The organism is Azospirillum oleiclasticum, from assembly GCF_013423485.1.
Classification (GTDB): Bacteria; Pseudomonadota; Alphaproteobacteria; order Azospirillales; family Azospirillaceae; genus Azospirillum; species Azospirillum oleiclasticum.
This window is the reverse complement of record NZ_JABFFR010000057.1, coordinates 1-21,990: the sequence shown is the minus strand read 5'-3', so window position 1 is coordinate 21,990 and position 21,990 is coordinate 1. Positions and strand designations below refer to the sequence as shown.

At 70.1% G+C, this 21,990-nt stretch carries 21 protein-coding genes and 1 tRNA gene; 14 read left to right on the top strand and 8 right to left on the bottom strand.

The features are described 5' to 3' along the window. Position 1: 1 nt before the first annotated feature. Positions 2 to 880 carry a LysR substrate-binding domain-containing protein gene (locus HL658_RS34180; protein WP_180286684.1) on the bottom strand — a complete coding sequence of 293 codons (879 nt, stop codon included), beginning with the start codon at positions 878 to 880 and terminating at the stop codon, positions 2 to 4. Between the two features lie 91 nt (positions 881 to 971). Here HL658_RS34180 and HL658_RS34175 point away from each other — a divergent pair, with 91 nt between their 5' ends. The 5 genes from HL658_RS34175 to HL658_RS37915 all read left to right on the top strand — a co-directional run bounded on the left by HL658_RS34175 (position 972) and on the right by HL658_RS37915 (position 4,928). Beyond that, positions 972 to 2,108 carry a 2-aminoethylphosphonate--pyruvate transaminase gene (locus HL658_RS34175; RefSeq protein ID WP_180286685.1) on the top strand — a complete coding sequence of 379 codons (1,137 nt, stop codon included), beginning with the start codon at positions 972 to 974 and terminating at the stop codon, positions 2,106 to 2,108. Then, positions 2,105 to 2,935, top strand: a complete 831-nt coding sequence (gene phnX / locus HL658_RS34170; protein ID WP_180286686.1) for a phosphonoacetaldehyde hydrolase — start codon at positions 2,105 to 2,107, stop codon at positions 2,933 to 2,935. Before HL658_RS34175 ends, phnX begins: the two co-directional genes overlap by 4 nt. Beyond that, the gene (gene pbfA / locus HL658_RS34165) at positions 2,932 to 4,296 is read left to right on the top strand and encodes a (R)-1-hydroxy-2-aminoethylphosphonate ammonia-lyase (RefSeq protein WP_343055421.1); all 1,365 of its coding nucleotides are present in this window, start codon (positions 2,932 to 2,934) and stop codon (positions 4,294 to 4,296) included. Before phnX ends, pbfA begins: the two co-directional genes overlap by 4 nt. Positions 4,297 to 4,390: 94 nt before the next feature. Continuing rightward, complete coding sequence (locus tag HL658_RS34160; protein ID WP_180286687.1) at positions 4,391 to 4,738, top strand: nucleotidyltransferase domain-containing protein; 348 nt, start codon at positions 4,391 to 4,393, stop codon at positions 4,736 to 4,738. After that, complete coding sequence (locus HL658_RS37915; RefSeq protein WP_180286688.1) at positions 4,725 to 4,928, top strand: HEPN domain-containing protein; 204 nt, start codon at positions 4,725 to 4,727, stop codon at positions 4,926 to 4,928. The genes HL658_RS34160 and HL658_RS37915 overlap by 14 nt, the downstream gene beginning before the upstream one ends. A gap of 89 nt (positions 4,929 to 5,017) precedes the next feature. On the opposite strand, the gene HL658_RS34150 is transcribed toward HL658_RS37915, so the two are convergent. The 4 genes from HL658_RS34150 to HL658_RS34135 all read right to left on the bottom strand — a co-directional run bounded on the left by HL658_RS34150 (position 5,018) and on the right by HL658_RS34135 (position 6,937). Beyond that, positions 5,018 to 5,347, bottom strand: coding sequence for a CcdB family protein (locus HL658_RS34150; protein WP_180286689.1), 330 nt, complete (start codon positions 5,345 to 5,347; stop codon positions 5,018 to 5,020). 15 nt (positions 5,348 to 5,362) lie between these two features. Next, entirely contained in the window at positions 5,363 to 5,635 is a 273-nt protein-coding gene (locus tag HL658_RS34145; protein ID WP_180287720.1) for a type II toxin-antitoxin system CcdA family antitoxin, read from the bottom strand. 13 nt (positions 5,636 to 5,648) lie between these two features. Then, complete coding sequence (locus tag HL658_RS34140; protein WP_180286691.1) at positions 5,649 to 6,662, bottom strand: site-specific integrase; 1,014 nt, start codon at positions 6,660 to 6,662, stop codon at positions 5,649 to 5,651. A gap of 201 nt (positions 6,663 to 6,863) precedes the next feature. After that, a tRNA-Gln gene (locus HL658_RS34135) sits at positions 6,864 to 6,937 on the bottom strand. A 685-nt stretch (positions 6,938 to 7,622) separates the two neighbouring features. On the opposite strand from HL658_RS34135, the gene otsA reads away from it, so the two are divergent. Together otsA and glk are read left to right on the top strand one after the other, a co-directional pair. Next, positions 7,623 to 9,023 carry an alpha,alpha-trehalose-phosphate synthase (UDP-forming) gene (gene otsA / locus HL658_RS34130; protein WP_180286692.1) on the top strand — a complete coding sequence of 467 codons (1,401 nt, stop codon included), beginning with the start codon at positions 7,623 to 7,625 and terminating at the stop codon, positions 9,021 to 9,023. A gap of 25 nt (positions 9,024 to 9,048) precedes the next feature. Continuing rightward, complete coding sequence (glk, locus tag HL658_RS34125; RefSeq protein ID WP_180286693.1) at positions 9,049 to 10,011, top strand: glucokinase; 963 nt, start codon at positions 9,049 to 9,051, stop codon at positions 10,009 to 10,011. Between the two features lie 31 nt (positions 10,012 to 10,042). Here the strand turns inward: glk and uvrA are convergent, their stop codons facing one another. Next, complete coding sequence (gene uvrA, locus HL658_RS34120) at positions 10,043 to 12,895, bottom strand: excinuclease ABC subunit UvrA (protein ID WP_180286694.1); 2,853 nt, start codon at positions 12,893 to 12,895, stop codon at positions 10,043 to 10,045. Positions 12,896 to 13,328: 433 nt separating this feature from the next. On the opposite strand from uvrA, the gene HL658_RS34115 reads away from it, so the two are divergent. The 4 genes from HL658_RS34115 to HL658_RS34100 all read left to right on the top strand — a co-directional run bounded on the left by HL658_RS34115 (position 13,329) and on the right by HL658_RS34100 (position 15,470). Beyond that, positions 13,329 to 13,664: a hypothetical protein gene (locus HL658_RS34115; protein ID WP_180286695.1), complete on the top strand. Its 336-nt coding sequence runs from the start codon at positions 13,329 to 13,331 to the stop codon at positions 13,662 to 13,664. Between the two features lie 43 nt (positions 13,665 to 13,707). After that, positions 13,708 to 14,244: a MucR family transcriptional regulator gene (locus tag HL658_RS34110; RefSeq protein WP_246338227.1), complete on the top strand. Its 537-nt coding sequence runs from the start codon at positions 13,708 to 13,710 to the stop codon at positions 14,242 to 14,244. Positions 14,245 to 14,390: 146 nt separating this feature from the next. Beyond that, positions 14,391 to 14,876, top strand: a complete 486-nt coding sequence (locus tag HL658_RS34105; RefSeq protein ID WP_180286696.1) for a single-stranded DNA-binding protein — start codon at positions 14,391 to 14,393, stop codon at positions 14,874 to 14,876. A gap of 12 nt (positions 14,877 to 14,888) precedes the next feature. Continuing rightward, positions 14,889 to 15,470: a hypothetical protein gene (locus HL658_RS34100; RefSeq protein WP_180286697.1), complete on the top strand. Its 582-nt coding sequence runs from the start codon at positions 14,889 to 14,891 to the stop codon at positions 15,468 to 15,470. 31 nt (positions 15,471 to 15,501) lie between these two features. On the opposite strand, the gene HL658_RS34095 is transcribed toward HL658_RS34100, so the two are convergent. Continuing rightward, positions 15,502 to 16,659 carry a DNA topoisomerase IB gene (locus tag HL658_RS34095; protein ID WP_180286698.1) on the bottom strand — a complete coding sequence of 386 codons (1,158 nt, stop codon included), beginning with the start codon at positions 16,657 to 16,659 and terminating at the stop codon, positions 15,502 to 15,504. Positions 16,660 to 16,783: 124 nt separating this feature from the next. On the opposite strand from HL658_RS34095, the gene HL658_RS34090 reads away from it, so the two are divergent. Both HL658_RS34090 and HL658_RS34085 read left to right on the top strand, forming a co-directional pair. Then, positions 16,784 to 17,044 (top strand): hypothetical protein, encoded by a 261-nt coding sequence (locus HL658_RS34090; protein WP_180286699.1) that lies wholly within the window; start codon positions 16,784 to 16,786, stop codon positions 17,042 to 17,044. 96 nt (positions 17,045 to 17,140) lie between these two features. Further along, positions 17,141 to 18,757, top strand: coding sequence for an alpha-amylase family glycosyl hydrolase (locus HL658_RS34085; RefSeq protein WP_343055420.1), 1,617 nt, complete (start codon positions 17,141 to 17,143; stop codon positions 18,755 to 18,757). Positions 18,758 to 18,763: 6 nt separating this feature from the next. Here the strand turns inward: HL658_RS34085 and HL658_RS34080 are convergent, their stop codons facing one another. After that, entirely contained in the window at positions 18,764 to 19,957 is a 1,194-nt protein-coding gene (locus tag HL658_RS34080) for a pyridoxal phosphate-dependent aminotransferase (protein ID WP_246338225.1), read from the bottom strand. A gap of 275 nt (positions 19,958 to 20,232) precedes the next feature. Between HL658_RS34080 and HL658_RS34075 the strand changes: the two genes are divergently transcribed. Next, positions 20,233 to 21,906 (top strand): methyl-accepting chemotaxis protein, encoded by a 1,674-nt coding sequence (locus HL658_RS34075; RefSeq protein ID WP_180286701.1) that lies wholly within the window; start codon positions 20,233 to 20,235, stop codon positions 21,904 to 21,906. The last annotated feature ends 84 nt before the right edge of the window (positions 21,907 to 21,990 follow it).

The window sequence follows — 21,990 nt, the reverse complement described above, 5'->3', positions numbered from 1 at the left end:
GTCAGGGAACCGCCCGCTCCCGCGCCACCTCCAGGAAGGCGCGCACCACCGCCAGCCGGCGGCGTTCGCGCAGGCAGACGACGTATTCGTCCATCTCGACCACCACCCCGGCGAAGGGCAGCAGCGCGAGGCGCGGGTCCTGGGCGAACTCGGCGGCGGAGACGAAGCCGATGCCCAGCCCGGCGGCCACCGCCTCCACCACCGCCTCGCGGCTTTCGATCTCCAGCGGCGTGGCGGGGGCGAGGTCGGCGGCGGCGAAGGCCCGCTCGACGAGGCGCCGGGTCATCGAGCCGGGTTCACGCAGCACCAGCCGCTCCGCCGCCAGCTCGGCGAGCGTCACCGCCCGGTGGCGCGCCAGCCGGTGGCCGCGCGGCAGCAGCGCCATCACCGGGTCGCGGCGCAGCGGCACGACGTAGAGCCGCGAATCGCCGGGCACGTCGGCCAGCACGGCCACGTCGATGCGCGTGTCCAGCAACCCCTGCAACAGCGTCCGCGAATTGCCGACGGAGAGCGTCACCGTCGGCCCCGGATGGCGGCGCGTGAAGTCGGCCAGCAGCGGCACGGCGTGGAAGGGTCCGTCCGCCCCCACGGCCAGCGTCCCGCCCTCCAGGTGCCGCACGCCGGCCAGCAGCTCCAGCGCCTCCTGCTCCGCGGCGAACAGGCGCCGGGTCACGGCGAACAGGGTCCGGCCCAGTTCGGTCAGCGCCACCGACCGGCGCGTGCGGTCGAACAGCAGCACGCCGTACGCCTCCTCCAGCGCCTTGACCTCCTGCGACAGGGTGGGCTGGGTGACGTTCAGCAGGCGCGCGGCCTTGGTGAAGCCACCCTCCGTCGCCACGGCGTGGAAGGCGCGGAGCTGGGCGTGATTTATGGATTTCATCCATGGGTCCATAGATGGAATGGATTGGCATTATGGTAGGCGGCGCGCTGTCATCCGTCCACCCTTGGACACGCTTTCCGCCGAGACGCGCATGACCAGCACCGCCCCCTACCTGCTGACCCCCGGACCGTTGACCACCTCCCGCACGGTGAAGGAGGCGATGCTGCGCGACTGGGGCTCGCGCGACGGCGCCTTCATCGCCATGAACGCGCGCATCCGGGACCGGCTGGTGCGGCTCGTGGGCGGCGGCGACACCTTCGTGGCGGTGCCGCTCCAGGGCTCCGGCACCTTCGCGGTCGAGGCGATGATCGGCACGCTGGTGCCGGCGGACGGCAAGCTGCTGGTGCTGGTCAACGGCGCCTACGGGCAACGGATGCTGCGCATGGCGCGCACCATCGGCCTCGATGTCGCCGCCATCGAGACGCCCGAGGACCGGCCGGTGGAGCCGGCGGCGCTGGACCGGGCGCTGGCCGCCGATCCGGCCGTCACCCATGTGGCGGTCGTCCAGTGCGAGACCACCTCCGGTATCCTCAACCCGATCGAGGCGGTGGCGGCGGTCACCGCCGCCCACGGACGCGCGCTGCTGATCGACGGCATGAGCGCCTTCGGCGCCCTGCCGCTGGACGCCGGCCGCACGCCGTTCCAGGCGGTCGCCGCCTCCGCCAACAAATGCCTGGAGGGGGTGCCGGGGCTGGCCTTCGTGCTGGTCCGTCGCGACGCGCTGGACGCCGCGGCCGGCAACGCCCATTCCCTGTCGCTCGACCTGCACGACCAGTGGAAGGGGTTCGAGGCGAACGGGCAGTGGCGCTTCACCCCGCCCACCCATGCGCTGGCCGCCTTCGACCGGGCGCTGGAGGAGCACGAGGCCGAAGGCGGGGTGGAGGGGCGCGGCGCCCGCTACCGGGAAAACGCCCGCGTCCTCATCGACGGGCTGCGCGCCATGGGCTTCCGCACGCTGCTGCCCGACCATCTGCAGGCGCCGATCATCGTCACCGTGCGCATGCCGGCCGACCCGCGCTTCGTCTTCGCGGACTTCTACGACCGGCTGCGGGAGCGCGGCTTCGTCATCTATCCGGGCAAGCTGACGGTGTCGGACAGCTTCCGGATCGGCTGCATCGGCCGTTTGGGGGCCACTGAAATGAGGGCGGCGCTGGACGCCATCCGCGCCACGCTCGACGAGATGGGCGTCGCCACCGGCGCGCCCGCTGGGGAAGGAAACCAGGAATGAGCTACACCTACACGCGCCGCTACACCGGGCCGCTCCAGGCCGTGGTGCTGGACTGGGCGGGGACCACGGTCGATTTCGGCTGCCTCGCGCCGGCCGGCGCCTTCATGGAGGCGTTCCGCCGCCACAAAGTCGAGATCACGCTGGAGCAGGCGCGCGGCCCCATGGGCATGCCCAAGTGGGACCACATCAAGGCGGTGCTCGCCATGCCCGCGGTGGCCGCCGCCTGGGTCACCCGCTACGGCCGCCGTCCGGACGACGCCGACGTCGACAGCCTCTACGAGACCTTCCTGCCGCTCCAGGTCGAGGTGGTCGACCGCTACGCCGACGTGATCCCCGGCGTGGTGGATGCCATCGCCTCCATGCGCCAGCGCGGCATGCGGATCGGCTCGACCACCGGCTACCCCCGCCAGGTGCTGCAGGTGGTGCAAAAGGTGGCGGCGGCGCAGGGCTACGAGCCGGACATCGCGGTGGCCGCCGGCGACACGCCGACCGGTCGTCCCGGCCCGGCCATGGCGCTGCGCTGCGTGATCGAGCTGGGCATTTCGCCGGTGGAGGCCTGCGTGAAGATCGGCGACACCACGCTGGACGTGGAGGAGGGGCTGAACGCCGGCATGTGGACGATCGCGCTGACCGACACCGGCAACGAGGTCGGCGTGCCGCTCGGCGAATGGAGCCTGCTGTCGGAGGAACGGCGCGCCGCGCTGCGCGCCCCGGCGGAGGAGCGGCTGCGCCGCGCCGGTGCCCATTACGTGGCGGGAAGCCTGCTCGGCGCGCTGCCCCTGCTCGACGACATCGAGGCGCGGCTGGCGCGCGGCGAGCGGCCGTGATCGACGGCCGCGCGGCGCCGGCCCAGTCGGAGGGCGACGTCAACCACTCCGATCGCCGCGCGGCCTGGGCGGGGCGCCACGTCGGCCCGGCCAGCCGCGCGCTGGTGGAGCGCGACGCCGCCGCCTTCCTGCCCCAGTCCCTGTCCAGCCCCTGCCTGTCCGCCATACGCCGGGCGGAAGGGATCTGGATCGAGGACATGGACGGGCGCCGCTTCATGGACTTCCACGGCAACAGCGCCCACCACATCGGCTACGCGCACCCGCGCCTGCGGGCGGCGCTGCACGCCCAGCTCGACGATCTCAGCTTCGCGCCCCGCCGCTTCGCCTGCGAGCCGGCGGCGGAATTGGCCGAGCGGCTGGCCGGGCTGTCGCCCACCGGACCGGGATCGCGGGTGCTGTTCGCGCCCAGCGGGTCGGACGCCATCGAGATGGCGCTGAAGATTGCCCGGCTGGCAACCGGGCGCTTCAAGACCCTGTCCTTCTGGGATGCCTTCCACGGCGCCGGGTTCGGCGCCAGCAGCGTGGGGGGCGAGGCGCTGTTCCGCTCGCACGGGATCGGGCCGCTGCTGCCGGGGGCCGAGCATGTGGCGCCCTTCGCCTGCCAGCGCTGCCCCTACGGCTTCCCGTCGCCGGGCGCCGCCCCGGACCTGGACGCCTGCCGCATGGCCTGCGCGCGCATGCTGCGCTACGCGCTGGAGAAGGAGGGCGACATCGCCGCCGTGGTGGCGGAACCGGTGCGCGCCGTCCCCTACCTGCCGCCGCCGGGATTCTGGGCGGCGGTGCGGCAGGCCTGCGACGAGACCGGGGCCCTGCTGATCTTCGACGAGATCCCCACCGGCCTCGGCAAGACCGGCGCGCTCTTCACCCACGAGCGGGTCGGCGCGGTGCCGGACATGGTGGTGCTGGGCAAGGCGCTGGGGGGTGCCATGCTTCCCGTCGCCGCGGTGATCGCGCGGGCCGGGCTGGAGGTCGGCGGCGACCGTGCCATCGGCCACTACACGCACGAGAAGAACCCTCTGCTCGCCCGCGCCGGCCTGACCACGCTGGACATCATCGCGGAGGAGGGGCTGGCCGGGCGCGCCGCCGACCTCGGTCGCCACGCACTCCAGCGTCTGGAGGAGATCGCCGCCCGCCACCCCGGCGTGGCCGGGGTGCGCGGCGCCGGGCTTCTCCTGGGGATGGAGATGGAGGAGCCCGACCGGGCGGAAGCCGTGCTCTACGCCGCGCTGGAGCGTGGGCTCAGCTTCAAGGTGACCATGGGCCGTGTGCTCACCCTGTCGCCGCCGCTGATCATCGCGCGCGACGACCTCGACCGCGCGCTGGACATACTGGACGGGTGCCTCGGGACCCGGACGCGGTAGTCGAGGAGCCGGGGTGGCGCGCTGGCGTCATCGGCAGGAGGGGGTGCCTGCCCCTGCCGATGTTGATAGGATCGGGGTGCCGAGGGAGAGCGACATGGGTGCAGCCAACCTGAACGGTCGAGGTTCCGGTCAGCCGGTGCCGGACGAGTTGTTGGGGCCGGTGGTCGCCTATTACCGCCCGCGCACGGTGATCCTGTTCGGTTCGCAGGCGCGCGGCGACGCCGGCAACGACAGCGACGTCGATCTCTTCGTCGTGGTGGACGACGACACCCCGCCTGAACGGCTGTCCTGGCGCGGCAAGTATGAGGCGCGCAAGACCTATCACCTTGCGGTCGACATCGTCGCGTGCCGTGCGTCGGTGTACGAGCGCAGACGCGGGGTGGTCGGATCCCTCTCGCACGTTGCCGATCAGGAAGGCGTCGTCGTCCATGAGCGCCACTGATCGCGCCACGATCCTGGAGGAGACGCGGCGCTGGTGGACGGTCGCAGCGGAAGACCTGCGGGTGGCGCAGGCTTGCCATGCCATGGCTCCGCCCTCTCCGGGGAATGCCGCCTACCATTGTCAGCAAGCCGCGGAAAAGCTGGTAAAGGGGCTTCTGGTGGCGACCGGTGTGCTCCCGTCAGGGTGCTGAAAGGGAACCGCCGGTGGCCCCAGCCCCTACACAAAGGTGTTGCGCCGCCGCGTTCTCGGCGGCTCAACACAATGGACATCCGGATCTGTTCAATCCAGCGTAGACGGCCCGGTGTGGACCAGCCAATCCAACGCTCTGACGATGGCATCCTGGTCCTCCTTCGCGGATGCGACCACTTCGCCAAGCCGGTCCACCGAAATGTTGAGAACCCCCAGGATGTCCAGGTAGAACATAGCGTCCCCGACGGTGATCGGCGGCATTGCGGTTGGGTCGTGTGCCGAAGCGGGTGGCTTGTTCGCAAGCAGCGGGACGACCACCCGTCGGTCGGATCGGTCAAACCAATCGGATTGGATCACGAGCAAATACGGCACGGACGTTTTGGTCTTGCCCGTGTTCCTACAGACGTCGAATTGTTTCATGTCGGGGTGCCTTGGTCAGAGTTCGCCGAACTCGTCCGCAGGGTGGCCATCGTCCCGATAATAAGAATTGCGCCAGTCCATCGCGCGGTCGATCCTAGACTTCATCTGGCGCTCGTACTCCTGCTGCACACGCTTGGCCAAACCGTCTTCTGCCGCGGCAGAGATGTTGATGCCCATTTCCTTAGCCTTCGCCAGCAGATCCTCGTTCAGCGACACGTTCGTGGGGCGCTTCTTCGCCGTTGCGTCGTACGCTGCAATGCGCATCATTGCCTCCTTGGTTATGCGCATGATGTGTGCAGATTTATTCGTTGGCAAGCGGAAAGAGGTGTCGTCGAAGGCGGATAGCGGCGCCTACCGCGTCGTCCTGGTCGAAGCAGCGCAGCTGGATGTCGGTGGTCAGCAACTGCGCCGCCTCGCCGAGCCGCACCCCCTCGAGGGCAGCCAGCAGCGGAATCCAGAACTTGGCGTCCTTCACCATTTTGAAGCCCGGACGATGCCGGTGGTCCACCCCGGCGCAGCCGGTCCAGCACGGGCTGGCGAACAGCTTGCGGATTTCTGCGCTCGAGAAGGCTTCCCGATCGGCGTTGGCCGCGCGTCCGATGTCCTTCTGATCGTAGCGGATCCTGAGATCGGGCAGGTCCCGGTCGATCGCCACCTTCATCGTGGTCCTGAGCCAGCGGAGCAGGCCCTTGATCGTGTCGAGATGCTTGTTGACGGTCTTCATGGACAGGCGCGGCACCTCCGCGTCGCGCAATTCGTGGGCCAGATTGTCGCGGTCGAGATGTCCGTCCTCCGCACGCGCCATCACCGCCGCCTGCTGGGAGGCCGTCACCGCGTCCGCCCGGGCGACGGCCTCGGCGCCGGTCATGTTGCGGTAGGTGCCGCGGCCGAACAGGGTCGGAACCCGGTGCAGCTCACCCCTGAACCGCAACAGGTCGTCCTCCGTCACGTCGACGGCACGGCGGTCGCCGATGAGGCTGGTGAAGAGTTCCGCGGCGACGCGGTAGTTCCGTTCCTCCTCCTTGCACAGGGACGCTGTCTTGACCGGGTTTGTATCGCGCTGGCGGCGGCAGACCCGTTCGCCCATGGCCTGCTGTATCGTCCAGTCCGTAGCCGGGCTGGCCCTCTGCGGCTGTGGGCGTGTATCCGCCTCCGCCGCTTCGGGCGTCCGGTCGACCATGGTGGCAGTGGGGCCGATCGGGCTTGCTGAAGCCGTGACTGGGGACGTCGTGACGTGCACGGACGCCGCCGCAGCGACGACGGGCCGAGTGGCCTGGGAGAGCGGGTGGGCTTCCACCGCCGTCCGGTCGGGCACCGGGCTGGCGCCGGGTTTGATGGTGTCGATTGATGCCGCGGGGGCCGCACCAGTAGACGGACCCACGGCGGTAGAGATGGACCCCAAGCGACATCGACGACGCTCCCCGTGCGGGGCGCCGGACCGTCGATGGCACAGTTGGGGGACCAGCCTGGTGGCTTCGCCCTAAGCGCCTGATGTTCAAGGGATCTTGGGAAAGGTTGGTTGGGGGACTAGGATTCGAACCTAGGCTGGCGGAGTCAGAGTCCGCTGTCCTACCGCTAGACGATCCCCCAAGCGGGACGGAGTGTTGAGCGCCGTTGGCGTCGTCTCCGTCGTGGGCGCGGGTTATAGCATCGGGTTTCAGGTTTGAACAGAGGTTTTTTTCCAGGCCGGCGAGGCCATCGTTAACGTGACCGTCCATGATCCGGCAGAAGGCGAGGATGGTCCCGATCCCGGCCGCCGATCCAGGCCGACGTGATTCGCCGTCGGGCGCCTCCGCCGGGGAATCGTTGCTGCGCGAAAAAAAAGGGCCGCGGAGACCGCGGCCCTGAGTTTAGGGAGGAAACGCCCAAGAAGTGCGTTACGCCATCGACCGCATCAGCGATGCGACCGATGTCGCACTGCACAATATGATGGAAGGGCGGGCTGCGATCAAGGGGAAAAAAAATATATCATGTTTTTCATGAAGTTGAGGCGGCGGCGGCGGCTCGGTTGCGCGGCGCGCCCGGCGAACATTGTTGCAGTGCACAAATGTCCAGCCCCCTTCATGCCGCGCAGCATGGGGATGTCGGGCGACGTCGGGCCGCCCCCGTCCGACAACACCGCCGACCCGGAAAAGTTCGACGGCCCCTTGACGATGACGTCCGGCTGCCCGACGCTTCCGGTGAATGGAAGGTCGGGAACAGAATGGCCGAGTCCGCGGTTCCACCAGGGGCCCGCGGGCTGGATGCGGCGGCCATGGGGGGAGGGTTGCAGGGAGTGAGCAGGCTCGTCGTCGTCTCCAATCGCGTGGCGCCCATCGACGAAAGCAAGCAGACCGCCGGCGGTCTTGCCGTCGCGGTGCTGGCGGCGCTGAAGAAAAGCGGTGGAATCTGGTTCGGCTGGAGCGGCACGGTGCTCGACACCGACGCCTCTCCCACCGAGCCGTCGCTGCACCAGGTGGGCAAGCTCACCTACGCCACCCAGGATCTGTGCCGGCGCGATTGGGACGAATATTACAACGGCTTCGCCAACCAGACGCTGTGGCCGCTGTTCCACTACCGCCCCGGCCTGCTGTCGGTCAGCCGGCGCACGATGGAGGGCTACGACCGGGTCAACGCCATCTTCGCCACGGGGCTGGCGCCGCTGCTGCGGCCGGACGACATGGTGTGGGTGCACGACTACCACCTCATCCCCTTCGCCCGGAACCTGCGCGACAAGGGGCTGGGGCAGCGGATGGGGTTCTTCCTGCACACGCCCTTTCCGGCGCCGGAACTGCTGGTGGTGGTGCCGAACCACCGGGACCTCGTGCGCGACCTCTGCGCCTACGATCTGGTGGGCTTCCACACCGAAGTGGACCTGCGCTGCTTCGCCAACTACATCCGCTACGAGGCCGGCGGCGAGGTGGAGCCGTTGGGGCCGGGGCAGGGGATGCTGATCCGCGCCTTTGGCCGCCAGCTTCTGGCCCGCGCCTTCCCGATCAGCATCGACACCCCGGCGCTGGAGAGCGTGGCCCGCACCGCCGCGCGCTCGCGTCATGCCGAGCGGCTGCGCGAGAGTCTGGTCGGCCGGCGGCTCATCATCGGGGTGGACCGGCTGGACTATTCCAAGGGCCTGCCGCAGCGCTTCGAGGCGTTCGAGCAGCTTCTGGTCAGCTTTCCCGAGCATTGCAACCGCGTCTCCTTCCTGCAGATCGCACCGCCCACGCGCGAGGACGTGCCGGAATACGTTTCCATCCGCCGCGCGTTGTCGGAACTGGCCGGCCGCATCAACGGCAATTTCGCCGAGTTCGACTGGGTGCCGATCCGCTACCTGAACAAGAGCTTCGGGCAGCGCGTGCTGGCCGGCTTCTACCGGCTGGCGCATGTCGGTCTGGTCACGCCGTTGCGTGATGGCATGAACCTCGTTGCCAAGGAGTATGTCGCCTGCCAGGATCCGGAGGACCCCGGGGTGCTGGTGCTGTCGGAATTCGCCGGCGCCGCGCATGAGCTGCCGGAGGCGATGATCGTGAATCCCTTCGACAGCGAGGGTGTGGCCGATGCGTTGCAGCGCGCGCTGACCATGCCGCTGGAGGAGCGGCGGGAGCGCCACGCGGCCATGCTGAAGACACTGCGCGCCAACAGCATCGGCCACTGGCGGGAAAGCTATGTGGACGCGCTCACCCGCGCGCCCTACGCGTGACAGTCGGGAGTGTTGAAGGATCGGCATGACGGACCCCCGGCCCACCCTGGTCGCCGACATCGGCGCCACCAACGCCCGCTTCGGGCTGATGGACGGCAACCATCTGCGGGAGACGCGCACCCTGCGCGGAGCCGATTACCCCACCATCGAGGCGGCGGCGGAGGCCTTCCTGGCCGCCGCCGGGGTCGGCCGGCTGCGCCCGGTGCGGGCGGCCTTCGCCGTGGCCGGGCCGGTGACCGGCGACCGGGTGGCCCTGACCAACCTGCCTTGGGCCTTCTCCGTCGATGCCGTGCGGTTGGCGCTGGGGCTGGACCGGTTGGTGGTGATCAATGACTTCACCGCCGTCGCCATGTCGGTGCCGCGGCTGGGCCCCGACGATGTGCGGGCGGTGGGTGACGGGGTGGCCGATCCGGCCGGCGTCGTCGGCGTGCTGGGCCCCGGCAGCGGGCTCGGCGTGTCGGGCCTCGTGCCGGCCGCCGGTGGCGGCTGGACCGCGCTGTCGGGGGAGGGCGGGCACGTCACCATGGCCCCGGTCGGCGACCGCGAGGGCGCCATCCTCGCCCAGCTCCGCAAGAGCTTCGACCACGTGTCGGCCGAACGCGTGCTGTCCGGCCCCGGCCTCGTCAACCTGTACCAGGCGCTGCGCGTGCTGGACGGGCGCGAGCCGGAGACGCTGCGCCCGGCCGACGTCACCGCCCGCGCCATGGACCGCAGCGACGCCCAGTGCGTGGAGGCGGTGGAGACCTTCTGCGCCATGCTCGGCACGGTCGCCGGCAATCTGGCGCTGACGCTGGGGTCGCGCGGCGGCGTCTACATCGCCGGCGGCATCGTGCCGAAGCTGGGGCCGATCTTCCTCCACTCCCGCTTCCGCAAGCGCTTCGTCGAGAAGGGCCGCATGCGCGACTTCCTCAACCCCATCCCCACCCTCGTCATCGCCCACCCCCTGCCGGCCTTCCTGGGGCTGGTGGAAGTGCTGGAACGGGGGTGAGGGGGGGGCGGGGGGCCTTCCGCGCGCCCGTTCAAGCCCTCTTCCGCGATTTCGGACTCGTCGCCAGATACGGCACCAGATAGGTGCCGGTGTGGCTGCGCCTGACCTTCGCCACCTGCTCGGGCGTGCCCTCGGCGACGATCTCGCCGCCGCCGGTGCCGCCTTCGGGGCCGAGGTCGAGGACCCAGTCGGCGGTCTTGACGACCTCCAGATTGTGCTCGATCACCAGCACGGTGTTGCCCTGGTCGACCAGCGCGTGGAGCACCTCCAGCAGCTTCTCCACGTCGGCGAAATGCAGGCCCGTGGTCGGCTCGTCGAGGATGTAGAGGGTGCGGCCGGTGGCGCGGCGGCTGAGTTCCTTGGACAGCTTGACGCGCTGCGCCTCGCCGCCGGAGAGCGTGGTCGCCGGCTGGCCGATGTGGATGTAGCCGAGGCCGACCCGCTCCAGCGTTTCCAGCTTGTCGCGGATGCCGGGCACGGCCTTGAAGAACTCCTTGCCCTCCTCGACGGTCATGTCAAGCACGTCGGCGATGCTCTTGTCGCGGTAGAGCACCTCCAGCGTCTCGCGGTTGTAGCGCTTGCCGTGGCAGACGTCGCAGGTGACGTAGACGTCGGGCAGGAAATGCATCTCGATCTTGATGACGCCGTCGCCCTGGCACGCCTCGCAGCGCCCGCCCTTGACGTTGAAGGAGAAGCGGCCGGGGCCGTAGCCGCGGGCCTTCGCCTCCGGGAGCCCGGCGAACCAGTCGCGGATCGGGGTGAAGGCGCCGGTGTAGGTGGCCGGGTTCGACCGCGGCGTGCGGCCGATCGGGCTCTGGTCGATGTCGATGACCTTGTCCAGATGCTCCAGCCCGTGCAGCGCGTCATGCTCGGCCGGGTGCTCGCGGGCCCCCATCAGGCGGCGGGCGACGGCCTTGTACAGCGTTTCCACCACCAGCGTGGACTTGCCGCCGCCCGACACGCCGGTGACGCAGGTGAAGGTGCCCAGCGGCACGCGCGCCGTGACGTTCCGCAGGTTGTTGGCCCGCGCCCCCGTCACCTCCAGGAACTGGCCCTTGTGGCCGGGGCGGCGCTCCTCCGGCACGGGGATGGCGCGCTTGCCGGTCAGGTATTGGGCGGTCAGGCTCTCGGGGTTGCGCTGCACCTCGTCGGGCGTGCCGTGGGCGATGACGCGCCCGCCATGCTGGCCGGCACCCGGCCCCATATCGACCAGATAGTCGGCGGTGCGGATGGCGTCCTCGTCATGCTCGACCACCAGCACGGTGTTGCCGAGGTCGCGCAGGCGCTTGAGCGTCGCCAGCAGCCGGTCGTTGTCGCGCTGGTGCAGCCCGATGGAGGGCTCGTCCAGCACATAGAGCACGCCGGTCAGGCCCGAGCCGATCTGCGAGGCGAGGCGGATGCGCTGGCTCTCCCCGCCCGACAGGCTGCCGGAGCCGCGGGCCAGCGTCAGATACTCCAGCCCCACGGCGTTCAGGAAGCCCAGCCGCTCGTTGATCTCCTTCAGGATCCGGTACGCGATCTCGCGGTCCTTGGGGCGCAGATGCTCGTTCAGGCCCCCGAACCAGCGGGCGGCGTCGGCGATCGACATCTCGGCGGCGGCGGAGATGTGGTGCCCGTGCACCTTCACCGCCAGCGCCTCCGGCTTCAGCCGCGCCCCGCCGCAGGTCTCGCAGGGCTGGGAGGACTGGTACTTCGCCATCTCCTCCCGCGACCAGGCGCTCTCCGTCTCGCGGAAGCGGCGCTCCAGGTTGTTGATGATGCCTTCGAAGGGCTTGTTGGTCTGGTAGCTGCGCAGACCGTCCTCGAAGGTCATGGTGATCGGCTGGCCCTTGGAGCCGAACAGGATGGTGTCGCGCACCGCCTGCGGCAGCTCCTCCCACGGCGTGTCCATCTCCACGCCGAAATGCTTGGCGATGCTCGCCAGCGTCTGCGGGTAGTAGGGGGAGGTCGAGCCGGCCCAGGGCGCCACGGCGCCCTTGCGCAGTGACAGCCGCTCGTCCGGCACCACCAGCACGGGATCGAAATAGATCTTGCTGCCCAGCCCGTCGCAGGCCGGGCAGGCGCCGAACGGGTTGTTGAAGGAGAACAGCCGCGGCTCGATCTCCGGGATGGTGAAGCCGGACACCGGGCAGGCGAACTTCTGCGAGAACACCTGTTGTTCGCCGCTGTCGGCGTTCTCCACGAAGACGATGCCGTCGGCGAGGCCCAGCGCCGTCTCCAGCGAATCGGCCAGCCGGTTGCCCAGCCCCTCGCGCACCACGATGCGGTCGACCACCACCTCGATGTCGTGCTTCAGCTTCTTGTTCAGCGCCGGCACCGCGTCGATCTCGTGCAGCGTGCCGTCGACACGCACGCGCTGGAAGCCGCGCTTGCGGAGCTCCTGGATCTCCTTCTTGTACTCGCCCTTGCGCCCGCGCACGAAGGGGGCGAGCAGCAGCAGCCGGGTGCCCTCCGGCATGGCCATGATGCGGTCGACCATCTGGCTGACCGTCTGGCTTTCGATCGGCAGACCGGTGGCGGGCGAGTAGGGGATGCCGACCCGCGCCCACAGCAGGCGCATGTAGTCGTAGATTTCCGTCACCGTGCCGACGGTGGAGCGCGGGTTCTTCGACGTCGTCTTCTGCTCGATCGAGATAGCGGGCGACAGCCCCTCAATCGATTCGACGTCCGGCTTCTGCATCAGCTCCAGGAACTGGCGCGCGTAGGCCGACAGGCTCTCCACATAGCGCCTCTGCCCCTCGGCGTAGATGGTGTCGAAAGCCAGCGACGACTTGCCCGACCCCGACAGCCCGGTGATCACCACAAGCTGGTCACGGGGCAGATCGACGTCGATGTTCTTGAGGTTGTGTTCCCGCGCGCCGCGGACGCTGATGAACTTGTTCATGGAGTGTTCTTAGCCGATTCCGGGTCGCGAGGGAAGGGGCGGCGCGTTGTTGCGCCGCGAGATGATATATGGGCGGGCCACGGATTTGCCATCGGGCCGTTGTCGGCAGGGCGAGCGGGAGCGGATGCGTCGTCTGGGTCGAACATCGGCTGGCGCAATCGACTTCCGGTGCGTCGGGTGATATCACGCACATACCTGGGGCTTTCCGGCCCTGCAGCTGGAGCGTGTCATCACCGATGCCGTGGCTTGATCCTCCCATGGTTCTTTATCACGGGACCGACGTCGATGGTGCGGCCTCCATTCGGGACGCCGGGGTGAATCCATACGTGGGAGGGTTTCGGCGGGATTTCGGTCGAGGTTTCTACCTTACGGAGAACTTCCAGGCGGCAAGCAACCGTGCCCATCATCGGGCCCGTGGCCAGGGGGTGAGCCCGTGGTCCTGCGCTTCGATGTCGACCGCAACGCCTTCGCGCGTCTCGACATCCTCCTGTTCATGCAACCGTCGCGCATGCTCGAAGCCTTCATCCGACATTTCCGCGACGATCGCGCCAGAGCCGATGGCCGTACCGTCGGCGGAAGGCCCGCCCATGACTATGACGTGGTTGTCGGCCCGGTGTCGCGATTGCCGGGATTTCCGGACTTCTTCCAGGATTACGACCAATATTGCTTCCGGAGCCGCCGGGCGGTCGGCCTGCTGTCCGACCCTGTGTTGCTGACGCCCGAGCTATACCGGTACATCGTGGAGCGACCCGGGATCGACTGGCACTGAGCGGGTGCTTGGCGATGTGGGAGGGAAGGATTATCTTGGGACCATGAAGCCTGACCTGATCGCGGAGTATCTCGCCCACCTCGCCCGCATTGAACTCGTGCTGGCCGAGGTGTTCCAGGAGCCGGCGGCCTCGGCAGCCGTTGCCCGGCTGGATGACTATTTCCGCAGTCTTCCGGAAGGCGGGATGTTCGACGTGCTCCATCACGACGCCTACGATATGGCGGTGGAGTGGGGCGGGCCCGATGTGGCGGCGCGCGCGACGGACGATGCGTGGGAGCGGTACGAAGCCTTGATGGACGGCGCAGCTTGGCGCGCCATCCGGGCGCTCCGGCCGGCCCCCGCAGTCCCCGTGGAGGACTCGGTCACGCCGACCTACATCGTCTGTCTGGAGGACGGAAAGCAGGTTCAGGACTTGAAACGGTACCTCGGACGGTTCCGCATTACGCCGGAGGAATACCGGGTGCGCTGGAATCTTCCCGCCGATTATCCGATGACCGTCTCCATCGAGCATGCGCTGCGCCAGTTTCGTGCCAGGCGATCCCCGCCGGCCTCCGGGGGGCCGCAACTGAAACGCGGTTGAGCGGGGCTGGAAGCGCGTCCGTCGCCTTGCGGGCGGTTCTCGTGCCATGAAATCTCCGCTATGGTTGACCGAAATCGGTTGTTCCTGTATTGTTCTCATCCGGCGGCAGCATCCGTCCGGAACGCCAGCGAGGGAGTGCGGCTTTCATGAATGTGTGGACCTTTACCGGCCGGCTCGGGGCCGATGCCGAGCTTCGCACCACCCAGAGCGGCGAGAAGGTTCTGGGCTTCCGCGTCGCCAACGACGTGGGCTTCGGCGACCGCAAGACCACCCAGTGGGTCGAATGCTCGCTGTGGGGCCGCCGTGGCGAGGCGATCGCCCAGTACATGACCAAGGGCAAGCAGGTCGCCGTCTCCGGCGAGCTGACCATGCGTGAGTTCGAGAAGCGCGACGGCACCCGCGGCGCCGGCCTGTCCGTGCGCGTCAGCGAGGTCGACTTCATGGGCGGCCGTGACGAAGCCGGCGGCAGCGGTGGCGGTGGCGGCGGATACGAGTCGCGCGGCGGCGGCGGCGGTTACGAGTCGCGCAGCGGCGGCGGTGGCGGCGGCTACGGCGGCGGTCGCGACCAGGGTGGCGGCGGTGGCGGTCGTGCCCCGCGTCACGACGACCTCGACGACGAAATCCCGTTCTGAGGCGGCGTACCGGTGCGGTCCGTCCTCCGGCTCGCCATGGCCGTTGCCGGTCTGTTGACCGGCACGCCGGCCGGAGCGATGCCCGCGCAGCCCTGGATCGCGTCGGCGACCGGTGACATCGACGGTGACGGCGTGCCCGACCGCGCGGCGCTGTCGGGCGACGGCGACAGCGTGTCACTGTCTGTGTTCCTGTCCGGCACAGCCCGCGAACCGGCCGGACCGGTCGGTCCGGCCGACGTGGCGCCGACGATCCACCGCGACGGTCTCGGTTGGATGGGCGACATGGAGGGGCAGCGGCCGGAAATCGCCGTCACCGCCCGCGGCTCCCTGACCGTGGTCTTCCAGAACGAGGCGATCGGGCGCAACCGCTGGCGCGAGACCCTGACCATCGCGCACCGCGGCGGGGTGCTGGTGGTCGCCGGCTACACCCACGAATCGCGCGACACGCTGGCTCCGGACGCCTCCAGCCGCTGCGACGTCAACCTGCTGACCGGCAAGGGGGAGAAGAACGGCACGCCGTTCACCGTCCCGGCCCGCCGCGTCCCGGTCACGGAGTGGACGGACGCGGCGGTTCCGCAGCCCTGCCGGCCGTAAACGCGACAGACCCGCACCGGAAGCGGCGTGATCAGGCGGCGGTGCGCCCGGCGTGCCGCCGTCCCTCCTCCGCGCGGTCGCGCTGCTCGCGCTCCAGCCGGTCGCGCAGGAAGGCCAGCACGGCGGCCTCCTCCGCGTTCAGCCCGGCGAGATCCTCGCGCAGGTCGCGCTCCACCTCGGTCTTCAGACTTTCCAGGAGCTGCCCCTCCAGATAGGCGTCCAGCACCTCCGGATGGACGTAGCTCTTGCGGCAGACCGAGGCGGTGTTGCCCAGCCTCGCAGCCACCTGCTCGATGGCGCGGGTGACGTTGCGCTTGGCCTTGGTCTTGTTGTCGAAGCTCTCGAATTCCCCGAGCGCCATGGCGGCGAGCACCGTCCCCGCCCAGGTGCGGAAGTCCTTGGCGGTGAAGTCCTCGCCGGTGGCGGCGCGCAGATAGTCGTTCACGTCGCCGGAACCCACCGCGTGCCGTGTGCCGTCGCGATCGACATATTGGAACAGCTCGCCGCCCGGCACCTCCTGACAGGCCTTCACCACCTTGGCGAGGCGCCGGTCGCGCAAGGACACGTTCCAGCTCTTGCCCGACTTGCCGGTGAACTGGAAGGTGATCTCCGCCCCGTCGAAATCCACATGGCGGTCGCGCAGCGTGGTCAGGCCGTAGCTGCGGTTCTCCTTGGCGTAGCTCTCGTTGCCGACGCGGATCAGCGTGGTTTCCAGCAGCCGCACCACGGCCGCCAGCACCTTCTCCCGCGGCAGGCCGCGGCGCTTCAGGTCGGCGTCCACCCGCTCGCGGATCTTCGGCAGCGCCCGGCAGAAGGCCAGCATGCGGCCGAACTTGGTGCCCTCCCGCGCCTCGGTCCAGCGGGGGTGGTAGCGGTACTGCTTGCGCCCCTTGGCGTCGCGGCCCGTCGCCTGGATGTGGCCGTCCGGGTCGGTGCAGATCCACACCGCCGTGTAGGCGGGCGGAATCGCCAGCTTGCGGATGCGCTCCAGCGTCTCCGGCTCCGTCACCGTCCGCCCGTCGGGCCAGCGGTAGCTGAAACCCTTGCCGGCGCGCCGGCGCGTGATCCCCGGCTCCTCGTCCGACACGTGGGAAAGCCCGGCACAGGCCGCCGCCTCCCGCGTGTCGAAACCGGTGTCGGAGGCGGGGGGCGGGGCAGGGGGAGGGGTGCTGGCGGCGTGCGTGTCCATCGGCGGGTCCGGCTGTCAGTCCACCCGCATCAACCGCCCGGCGCGCATTTTGGTCCCGCCGCCCCCATGGACTCCCCCCGCCCGCACCCCTACAGTGTGCGCCGCAGCAAGGGAGAACGCCGCCATGGACGAGACCCGGATCACCGCCGCCCTGCCGAACCTCGACGTGCAATTCATCCACCGGGACGAGCCGGGGGCGGAGATCGTCGCCATCCAGCTCCGCGCCACTCCGAATTTCGAGGCGCTGCGCGGCCAGTTCGCTCCCATGATGCCGATGGCCGCCCTGTGGCTGGCTCCCATGCAGGCCTGGACCAGCATGGTGCAGCAGGCCTGGGCACCCTGGCTCGCCGCCATGGGGGCGGCGCCGCGGATCGGGCGGGAGTGACCGCGTTCCCGCCGTAACCTCCCGCGTCCGCTAACCATTCCTTAAGCGCGGCCGGGTCCCTGATAGCACCGCGTTCGACCGATGCGGAGTGCGTCCGTGACCCTGGCTTCCTCGTGGCTGCGCGGCGCCGCGCTCTACCAGATCTACCCGCTGAGCTTCCTCGACGGGAACGGCGACGGCTGGGGCGATCTCGACGGTGTGCTGGCGGGGCTCGACCATGTCGCCTCGCTGGGGGTGGACGGGGTGTGGATCAGCCCCTTCTACCCGTCGCCCTGGAAGGATTTCGGCTACGACGTGTCCGACCATCGCGCGGTGCACCCGCGCATGGGCAGCCTGGACACCGCCGACCGGGTGATCGCCGCGGCGCACGCGCGCGGGCTGAAGGTCGTGCTCGACCTCGTCTGCGGCCACACGTCGGATGAGCACCCGTGGTTCCGGGAGTCGCGCCGCGGGCGCACCGGGCCGCTCGCCGATCGCTATGTCTGGGCCGACCCGGCGGCGGACGGGATGCCGCCCAACAACTGGCTGTCGGTGTTCGGCGGCGGTGCCTGGACGTGGGAGCCGCGGCGGCGCCAGTATTACCTGCACCATTTCCTGCCCTCCCAGCCCGCGCTGAACCTGCACGACGAGCCGACGGCGCAGGCGCTGCTCGACACCGCCGCCTTCTGGCTCGAGCGGGGGGTGGACGGTTTCCGCATCGACGCGGTGGATTTCTTCGCCCACGACCCCGATCTCCGCTCCAACCCGCCCAAGCCCTGGACCGGGGCGGAGCCGCCGCTGAAGCCATTCGCGCTGCAGCACCATGTCCACGACATGATGCACCCCTCGATCCGCGCCATCCTGGAGCGGCTGCGGGCGACGGTTGACCGCTTCCCCGGCGCGGTGCTGCTGGGCGAGCTGTCAAGCCAGCCGGGGGCGCCACAGCGGATCGCCGCCTACACCGCACCCGGGGGGCTGCACGCCGCCTACACCCTGAGCCTCGCCAAGCAGCCCTTCACCGCGCGGGCCTTCGCCGAGGCGCTGACCGGCGTCACCGATCCCGGCGCCATCGCCTGGAGCCTGTCCAACCACGACGTGGAGCGCGCGGTCAGCCGCTGGCTGCCCGCCGGGGCCGATCCCGAGCGCTTCAACGCGCTGCTCGCCGCCCTCTTCGCGTCGCTGCCCGGCACGCTCTGCCTCTACCAGGGGGAGGAGCTGGCGCTGCCCAACGCCACCATCGCGCAGGCGGACCTGCGCGACCCCTTCGGCATCACCTACTGGCCGGATTTTCCCGGCCGCGACGGCAGCCGCACCCCGATCCCCTGGCGCGCGGCCGCACCCTTCGCCGGCTTCACGGAGGCCGGCGACAGCTGGCTGCCGATTCCGGAGGAACACCACCCGCTCGCCATCGACCGGCAGGAGGCCCGCGCCGACAGCCCGCTCGCCGTCTGGCGCCACGCCCTGGCGCTGCGCCGCGGCCACGCGGCACTCGGCAGCGGCGGCGTCGCGGCGGTGGAGTCCACCGGTGCCGTGCTGGCCTTCGAGCGGACGGGCGATGACGGCAGCCTGCTGTGCGTCTTCAACCTCGCCGACGCCCCGGCCGAGCACGCGCTGAAACGCGGCACCACCCTGCACCCGCTCGACCTGCGCGGCGTGCCGGCCGCCGAGGTCACCCCCGATGGCCGCACCCTGGCGCTGCCGCCTTTGGGTGCGTTCATCGCGGAGCTGCGGTAGGCGGTGTCACCGCCCCCAGGCGATCAGCCGCCGCGCGGCTTCCGCGATCGTCTCCTCCGCCCCGGCGAAGGAGAAGCGCACGAAGCGCCGGCCGCGGGCGGGGTCGAAGTCGATACCGGGGGTGGCGGCGATGCCGGTCTCGGCCAGGATGCGCCGGCAGAAGGCCTCGCTGTCCGCGGTCATGGCCGACACGTCGGCGTAGACGTAGAAGGCGCCGTCCGCCGGGGCCAGCCGGTCGAAGCCGGCCTTGGGCAGCTCGCCCAGCAGCAGCGCCCGGTTGCGGGCGTAGCGGGCGACGTGGCCGTCCAGCTCCTCCGTGCAGTCGAAGGCGGCGACGGCCGCCACCTGCGACAGCGACGGCGCGGAGATGAAGAGGTTCTGCGCCAGACACTCCACCGAGCGCACCAGCTCCTCCGGCACGATCATCCAGCCGAGCCGCCAGCCGGTCATCGAGAAGTATTTGGAGAAGCTGTTGACCACCAGCGCCCGCTCGCTGACCTCGGCCGCGGTCACGGCCGACACCGCGCCATAGGTCAGCCCGTGGTAGATCTCGTCCGACACCAGCCGCACGCCGTTGGCGTCGCACCAGGCGGAGAGTGCCGCCAGCTCCTCCCGGCTCAGCATGGTGCCGGTGGGGTTGGCGGGGCTCGCCACGATCAGCCCCTGGACGGGCTTGTCGAGCTTTTCCAGCATGGCGACGGTGGGCTGGAAGCGCGTCTCCGGCCCGGCCTCCAGCTCCACCGGCTCCACGCCGATGGCGGTCAGCGTGTGGCGGTAGGCGGGGTAGCTGGGGGACGCCATGGCGACCCGGTCGCCCGGATCGAAGGCGGCGAGGAAGCCGAGCTGGAACGCGCCCGATGACCCGGTGGTCACCGCGATGCGCGCCTCCGGCACCGTCACGCCGTAGCGGTCGCGGTACCAGCGGGCGATGGCCGCGCGCAGCGGCGGGATGCCCAGCGCGCCGGTGTAGCCCAGCGTCTGCACGCCCAGCACGGCGCGGGCCGCCTCCACCACGCCCAGCGGCGCACCGGTGGAGGGCTGCCCGACCTCCATGTGCAGGACCTCGAGACCGGCGGCCTCGCGCTCGGCGGCGGCGCGCATGACCTCCATCACGTAGAAGGGGGGGATGGCGCCGCGTTTGGAAATCCCGGGGCTGGAAATCCTGGCGCCGGACATCTTGGGAGTCTGGGGGCTGGTCATGCGGACCCGCTGCGTTCGTTGGCGTGTCGGACGATGGTGACGGGGCTGGGGTTAGCACGGGGATGGGGGCGGACGGAAGCCGGTTGCACGCGCCGGCGCCTGTTGCCGGATGCGCTCTGCACAGGACGTTCGCATTCTGCACCGCATAATGCTCGGAACCGATCCATCGACCCGCAGAAGCCACAGTCGGCGCATGGAAATCCGCGCGCGTGGGATCGGTACGACGATTGCACGCACTGTACTTTGGTGCGAACTCTGTGCAAGGGAGTCCTCCCATGGTCGGGAGCATAAAGGGTCGATTGCTGGCCTGCCTAATCGGTCTCAGCCTCGCCATCGCCGCATTGGCGACCGATGGCTGGGTCGCGCTCAGCAACACCAACGCGGCGTTGCACACCGTCTATGAGGACCGCGTCGTCCCGCTGCGCGACCTGAAGACGATTTCCGACCTCTACGCGGTCCACACGGTCGATCTCGTGCACAAGGTGGCCGACGGCTCCATGACGCCCGAGCAAGGTCTGGCGGACCTGCGCAAGGCACGGGTGGACATCGTGCGGCTGTGGCGGGCCTACACCGCCACCTACCTGACCGCGGACGAGAAGGCCCTGGTGGCGGAGGTGGCCGCCCGCTTTCCCGCCGCCGAGCGCGCCATCGACCGGCTCGAAACCTTGCTCGCCGGCGACCGGTCTGGGCTCGCCGCCTTCCGGCGCGACGCGCTCTACCCCGCCATCGATCCGGTCACGGAGTCGATCAGCCGTCTCGTCGATCTCCAGATCGAGGTGGCCAATTCCTCCTACATCGCGGCTCAGGAGGATTTCGCGGCGAACCAGCTCATCATCGCGATCATCGTCACGGTATCGGCGCTTGCGGTCGGGCTCGCCGCCTACACCATCCTCGCCGGCGTGGTGGGGCCGCTGGGCCGCATGACGGACGCCATGCGCGCGGTCGCCGGCGGCGACCTCGACGGTGCGGAGCCGCCGGCCTCCGCGATCGCCGAGATCGCCGCACTCGCCGGCGCGCTCGACGTGTTCCGCGCCAACGCCCGCGAGGCCCGCCGCCTCGCCGCCCAGCAGGCGGACATGGAACGGCAGGCGGCGGAGGAGAAGCGGCGCACCCTGAACGACCTGGCCGCCCGCTTCGAACAGCGCGTCGGGGGGGTGGTCGAGACGGTGACCAGCTCCTCGCAGGAGCTGCGCAGCAACGCCACGCGGATGTCCGCCGTCGCCGACCAGACGCGCGACCGTGCGGTCGCCGTCGCCGTATCGTCGGAACAGACCATGGCGAACGTCCAGACCGTGTCGGCCGCCACCGAGGAGCTGGTCAGCTCCATCGCCGAGATCAGCCGCCAGATCCAGCTCGCCTCGACCCTGACGGCGGAAGCGCGGACGACCGCGGCCGCCGGCAACACCATCATGACCACGCTGCGCGAGCGGGCCGGGCGGATCGGCGAGGCGGTGGCGCTGATCGACGCCATCGCCAAGAACACCAACCTGCTGGCGCTCAACGCCACCATCGAAGCGGCGCGTGCCGGCGAGGTGGGCAAGGGCTTCGCCATCGTCGCGCAGGAGGTGAAGGGGCTGTCGCGCCAGACCGAGACGGCGACGGAGACGATCGCCCGGCTGGCCGTCGAGATCCAGCAGTCCGCCGGCGAAGCGGTCGACTCCGCGAGCCGGGTCTGCGGCATCGTCGAGCGGGTGGAGAACATCGCCGAGGCCATCGCCGCCGCCAGCCAGGAACAGGCGGCGGCCACCGGCGAGATCGCCCGCAACGTCCATCAGGCGGCCCAGGGCACCCAGACCGTCGCCCACAGCATCACCGACGTGTCCCACGCAGCCACCGACGTCGGCGGCGCCGCCACCTCCCTCCTCGACGCCGCCTCGGCGCTGGGCGAGGAGTCCGCGGCGCTGAAGCTGGAGGTCGCCGCCTTCGTGGGCGAGATCCGGGCGGCGTAGCCCCCCTGGAAACGCAGAACCCCCGGCGCGGGCGGGGGCCCGGCCGGGGGTTCTGCGACGTGGTCCGTGTCGCGCGAGGGCGCG

What these genes read in the sequence shown, in the direction of transcription:
- HL658_RS34175 (WP_180286685.1), top strand. Translation starts at nt 972, where the DNA reads ATGACCAGCACCGCCCCCTACCTGCTGACCCCCGGACCGTTGACCACC.
- HL658_RS34080 (WP_246338225.1), bottom strand. Translation starts at nt 19,957, where the DNA reads ATGACCAGCCCCCAGACTCCCAAGATGTCCGGCGCCAGGATTTCCAGC.
- HL658_RS37915 (WP_180286688.1), top strand. Translation starts at nt 4,725, where the DNA reads ATGAGCGCCACTGATCGCGCCACGATCCTGGAGGAGACGCGGCGCTGG.
- phnX (WP_180286686.1), top strand. Translation starts at nt 2,105, where the DNA reads ATGAGCTACACCTACACGCGCCGCTACACCGGGCCGCTCCAGGCCGTG.
- HL658_RS34095 (WP_180286698.1), bottom strand. Translation starts at nt 16,659, where the DNA reads ATGGACACGCACGCCGCCAGCACCCCTCCCCCTGCCCCGCCCCCCGCC.
- HL658_RS34090 (WP_180286699.1), top strand. Translation starts at nt 16,784, where the DNA reads ATGGACGAGACCCGGATCACCGCCGCCCTGCCGAACCTCGACGTGCAA.
- HL658_RS34105 (WP_180286696.1), top strand. Translation starts at nt 14,391, where the DNA reads ATGAATGTGTGGACCTTTACCGGCCGGCTCGGGGCCGATGCCGAGCTT.
- HL658_RS34110 (WP_246338227.1), top strand. Translation starts at nt 13,708, where the DNA reads ATGAAGCCTGACCTGATCGCGGAGTATCTCGCCCACCTCGCCCGCATT.
- uvrA (WP_180286694.1), bottom strand. Translation starts at nt 12,895, where the DNA reads ATGAACAAGTTCATCAGCGTCCGCGGCGCGCGGGAACACAACCTCAAG.
- HL658_RS34075 (WP_180286701.1), top strand. Translation starts at nt 20,233, where the DNA reads ATGGTCGGGAGCATAAAGGGTCGATTGCTGGCCTGCCTAATCGGTCTC.
- glk (WP_180286693.1), top strand. Translation starts at nt 9,049, where the DNA reads ATGACGGACCCCCGGCCCACCCTGGTCGCCGACATCGGCGCCACCAAC.
- HL658_RS34150 (WP_180286689.1), bottom strand. Translation starts at nt 5,347, where the DNA reads ATGAAACAATTCGACGTCTGTAGGAACACGGGCAAGACCAAAACGTCC.
- HL658_RS34145 (WP_180287720.1), bottom strand. Translation starts at nt 5,635, where the DNA reads ATGCGCATAACCAAGGAGGCAATGATGCGCATTGCAGCGTACGACGCA.
- HL658_RS34180 (WP_180286684.1), bottom strand. Translation starts at nt 880, where the DNA reads ATGAAATCCATAAATCACGCCCAGCTCCGCGCCTTCCACGCCGTGGCG.
- HL658_RS34160 (WP_180286687.1), top strand. Translation starts at nt 4,391, where the DNA reads ATGGGTGCAGCCAACCTGAACGGTCGAGGTTCCGGTCAGCCGGTGCCG.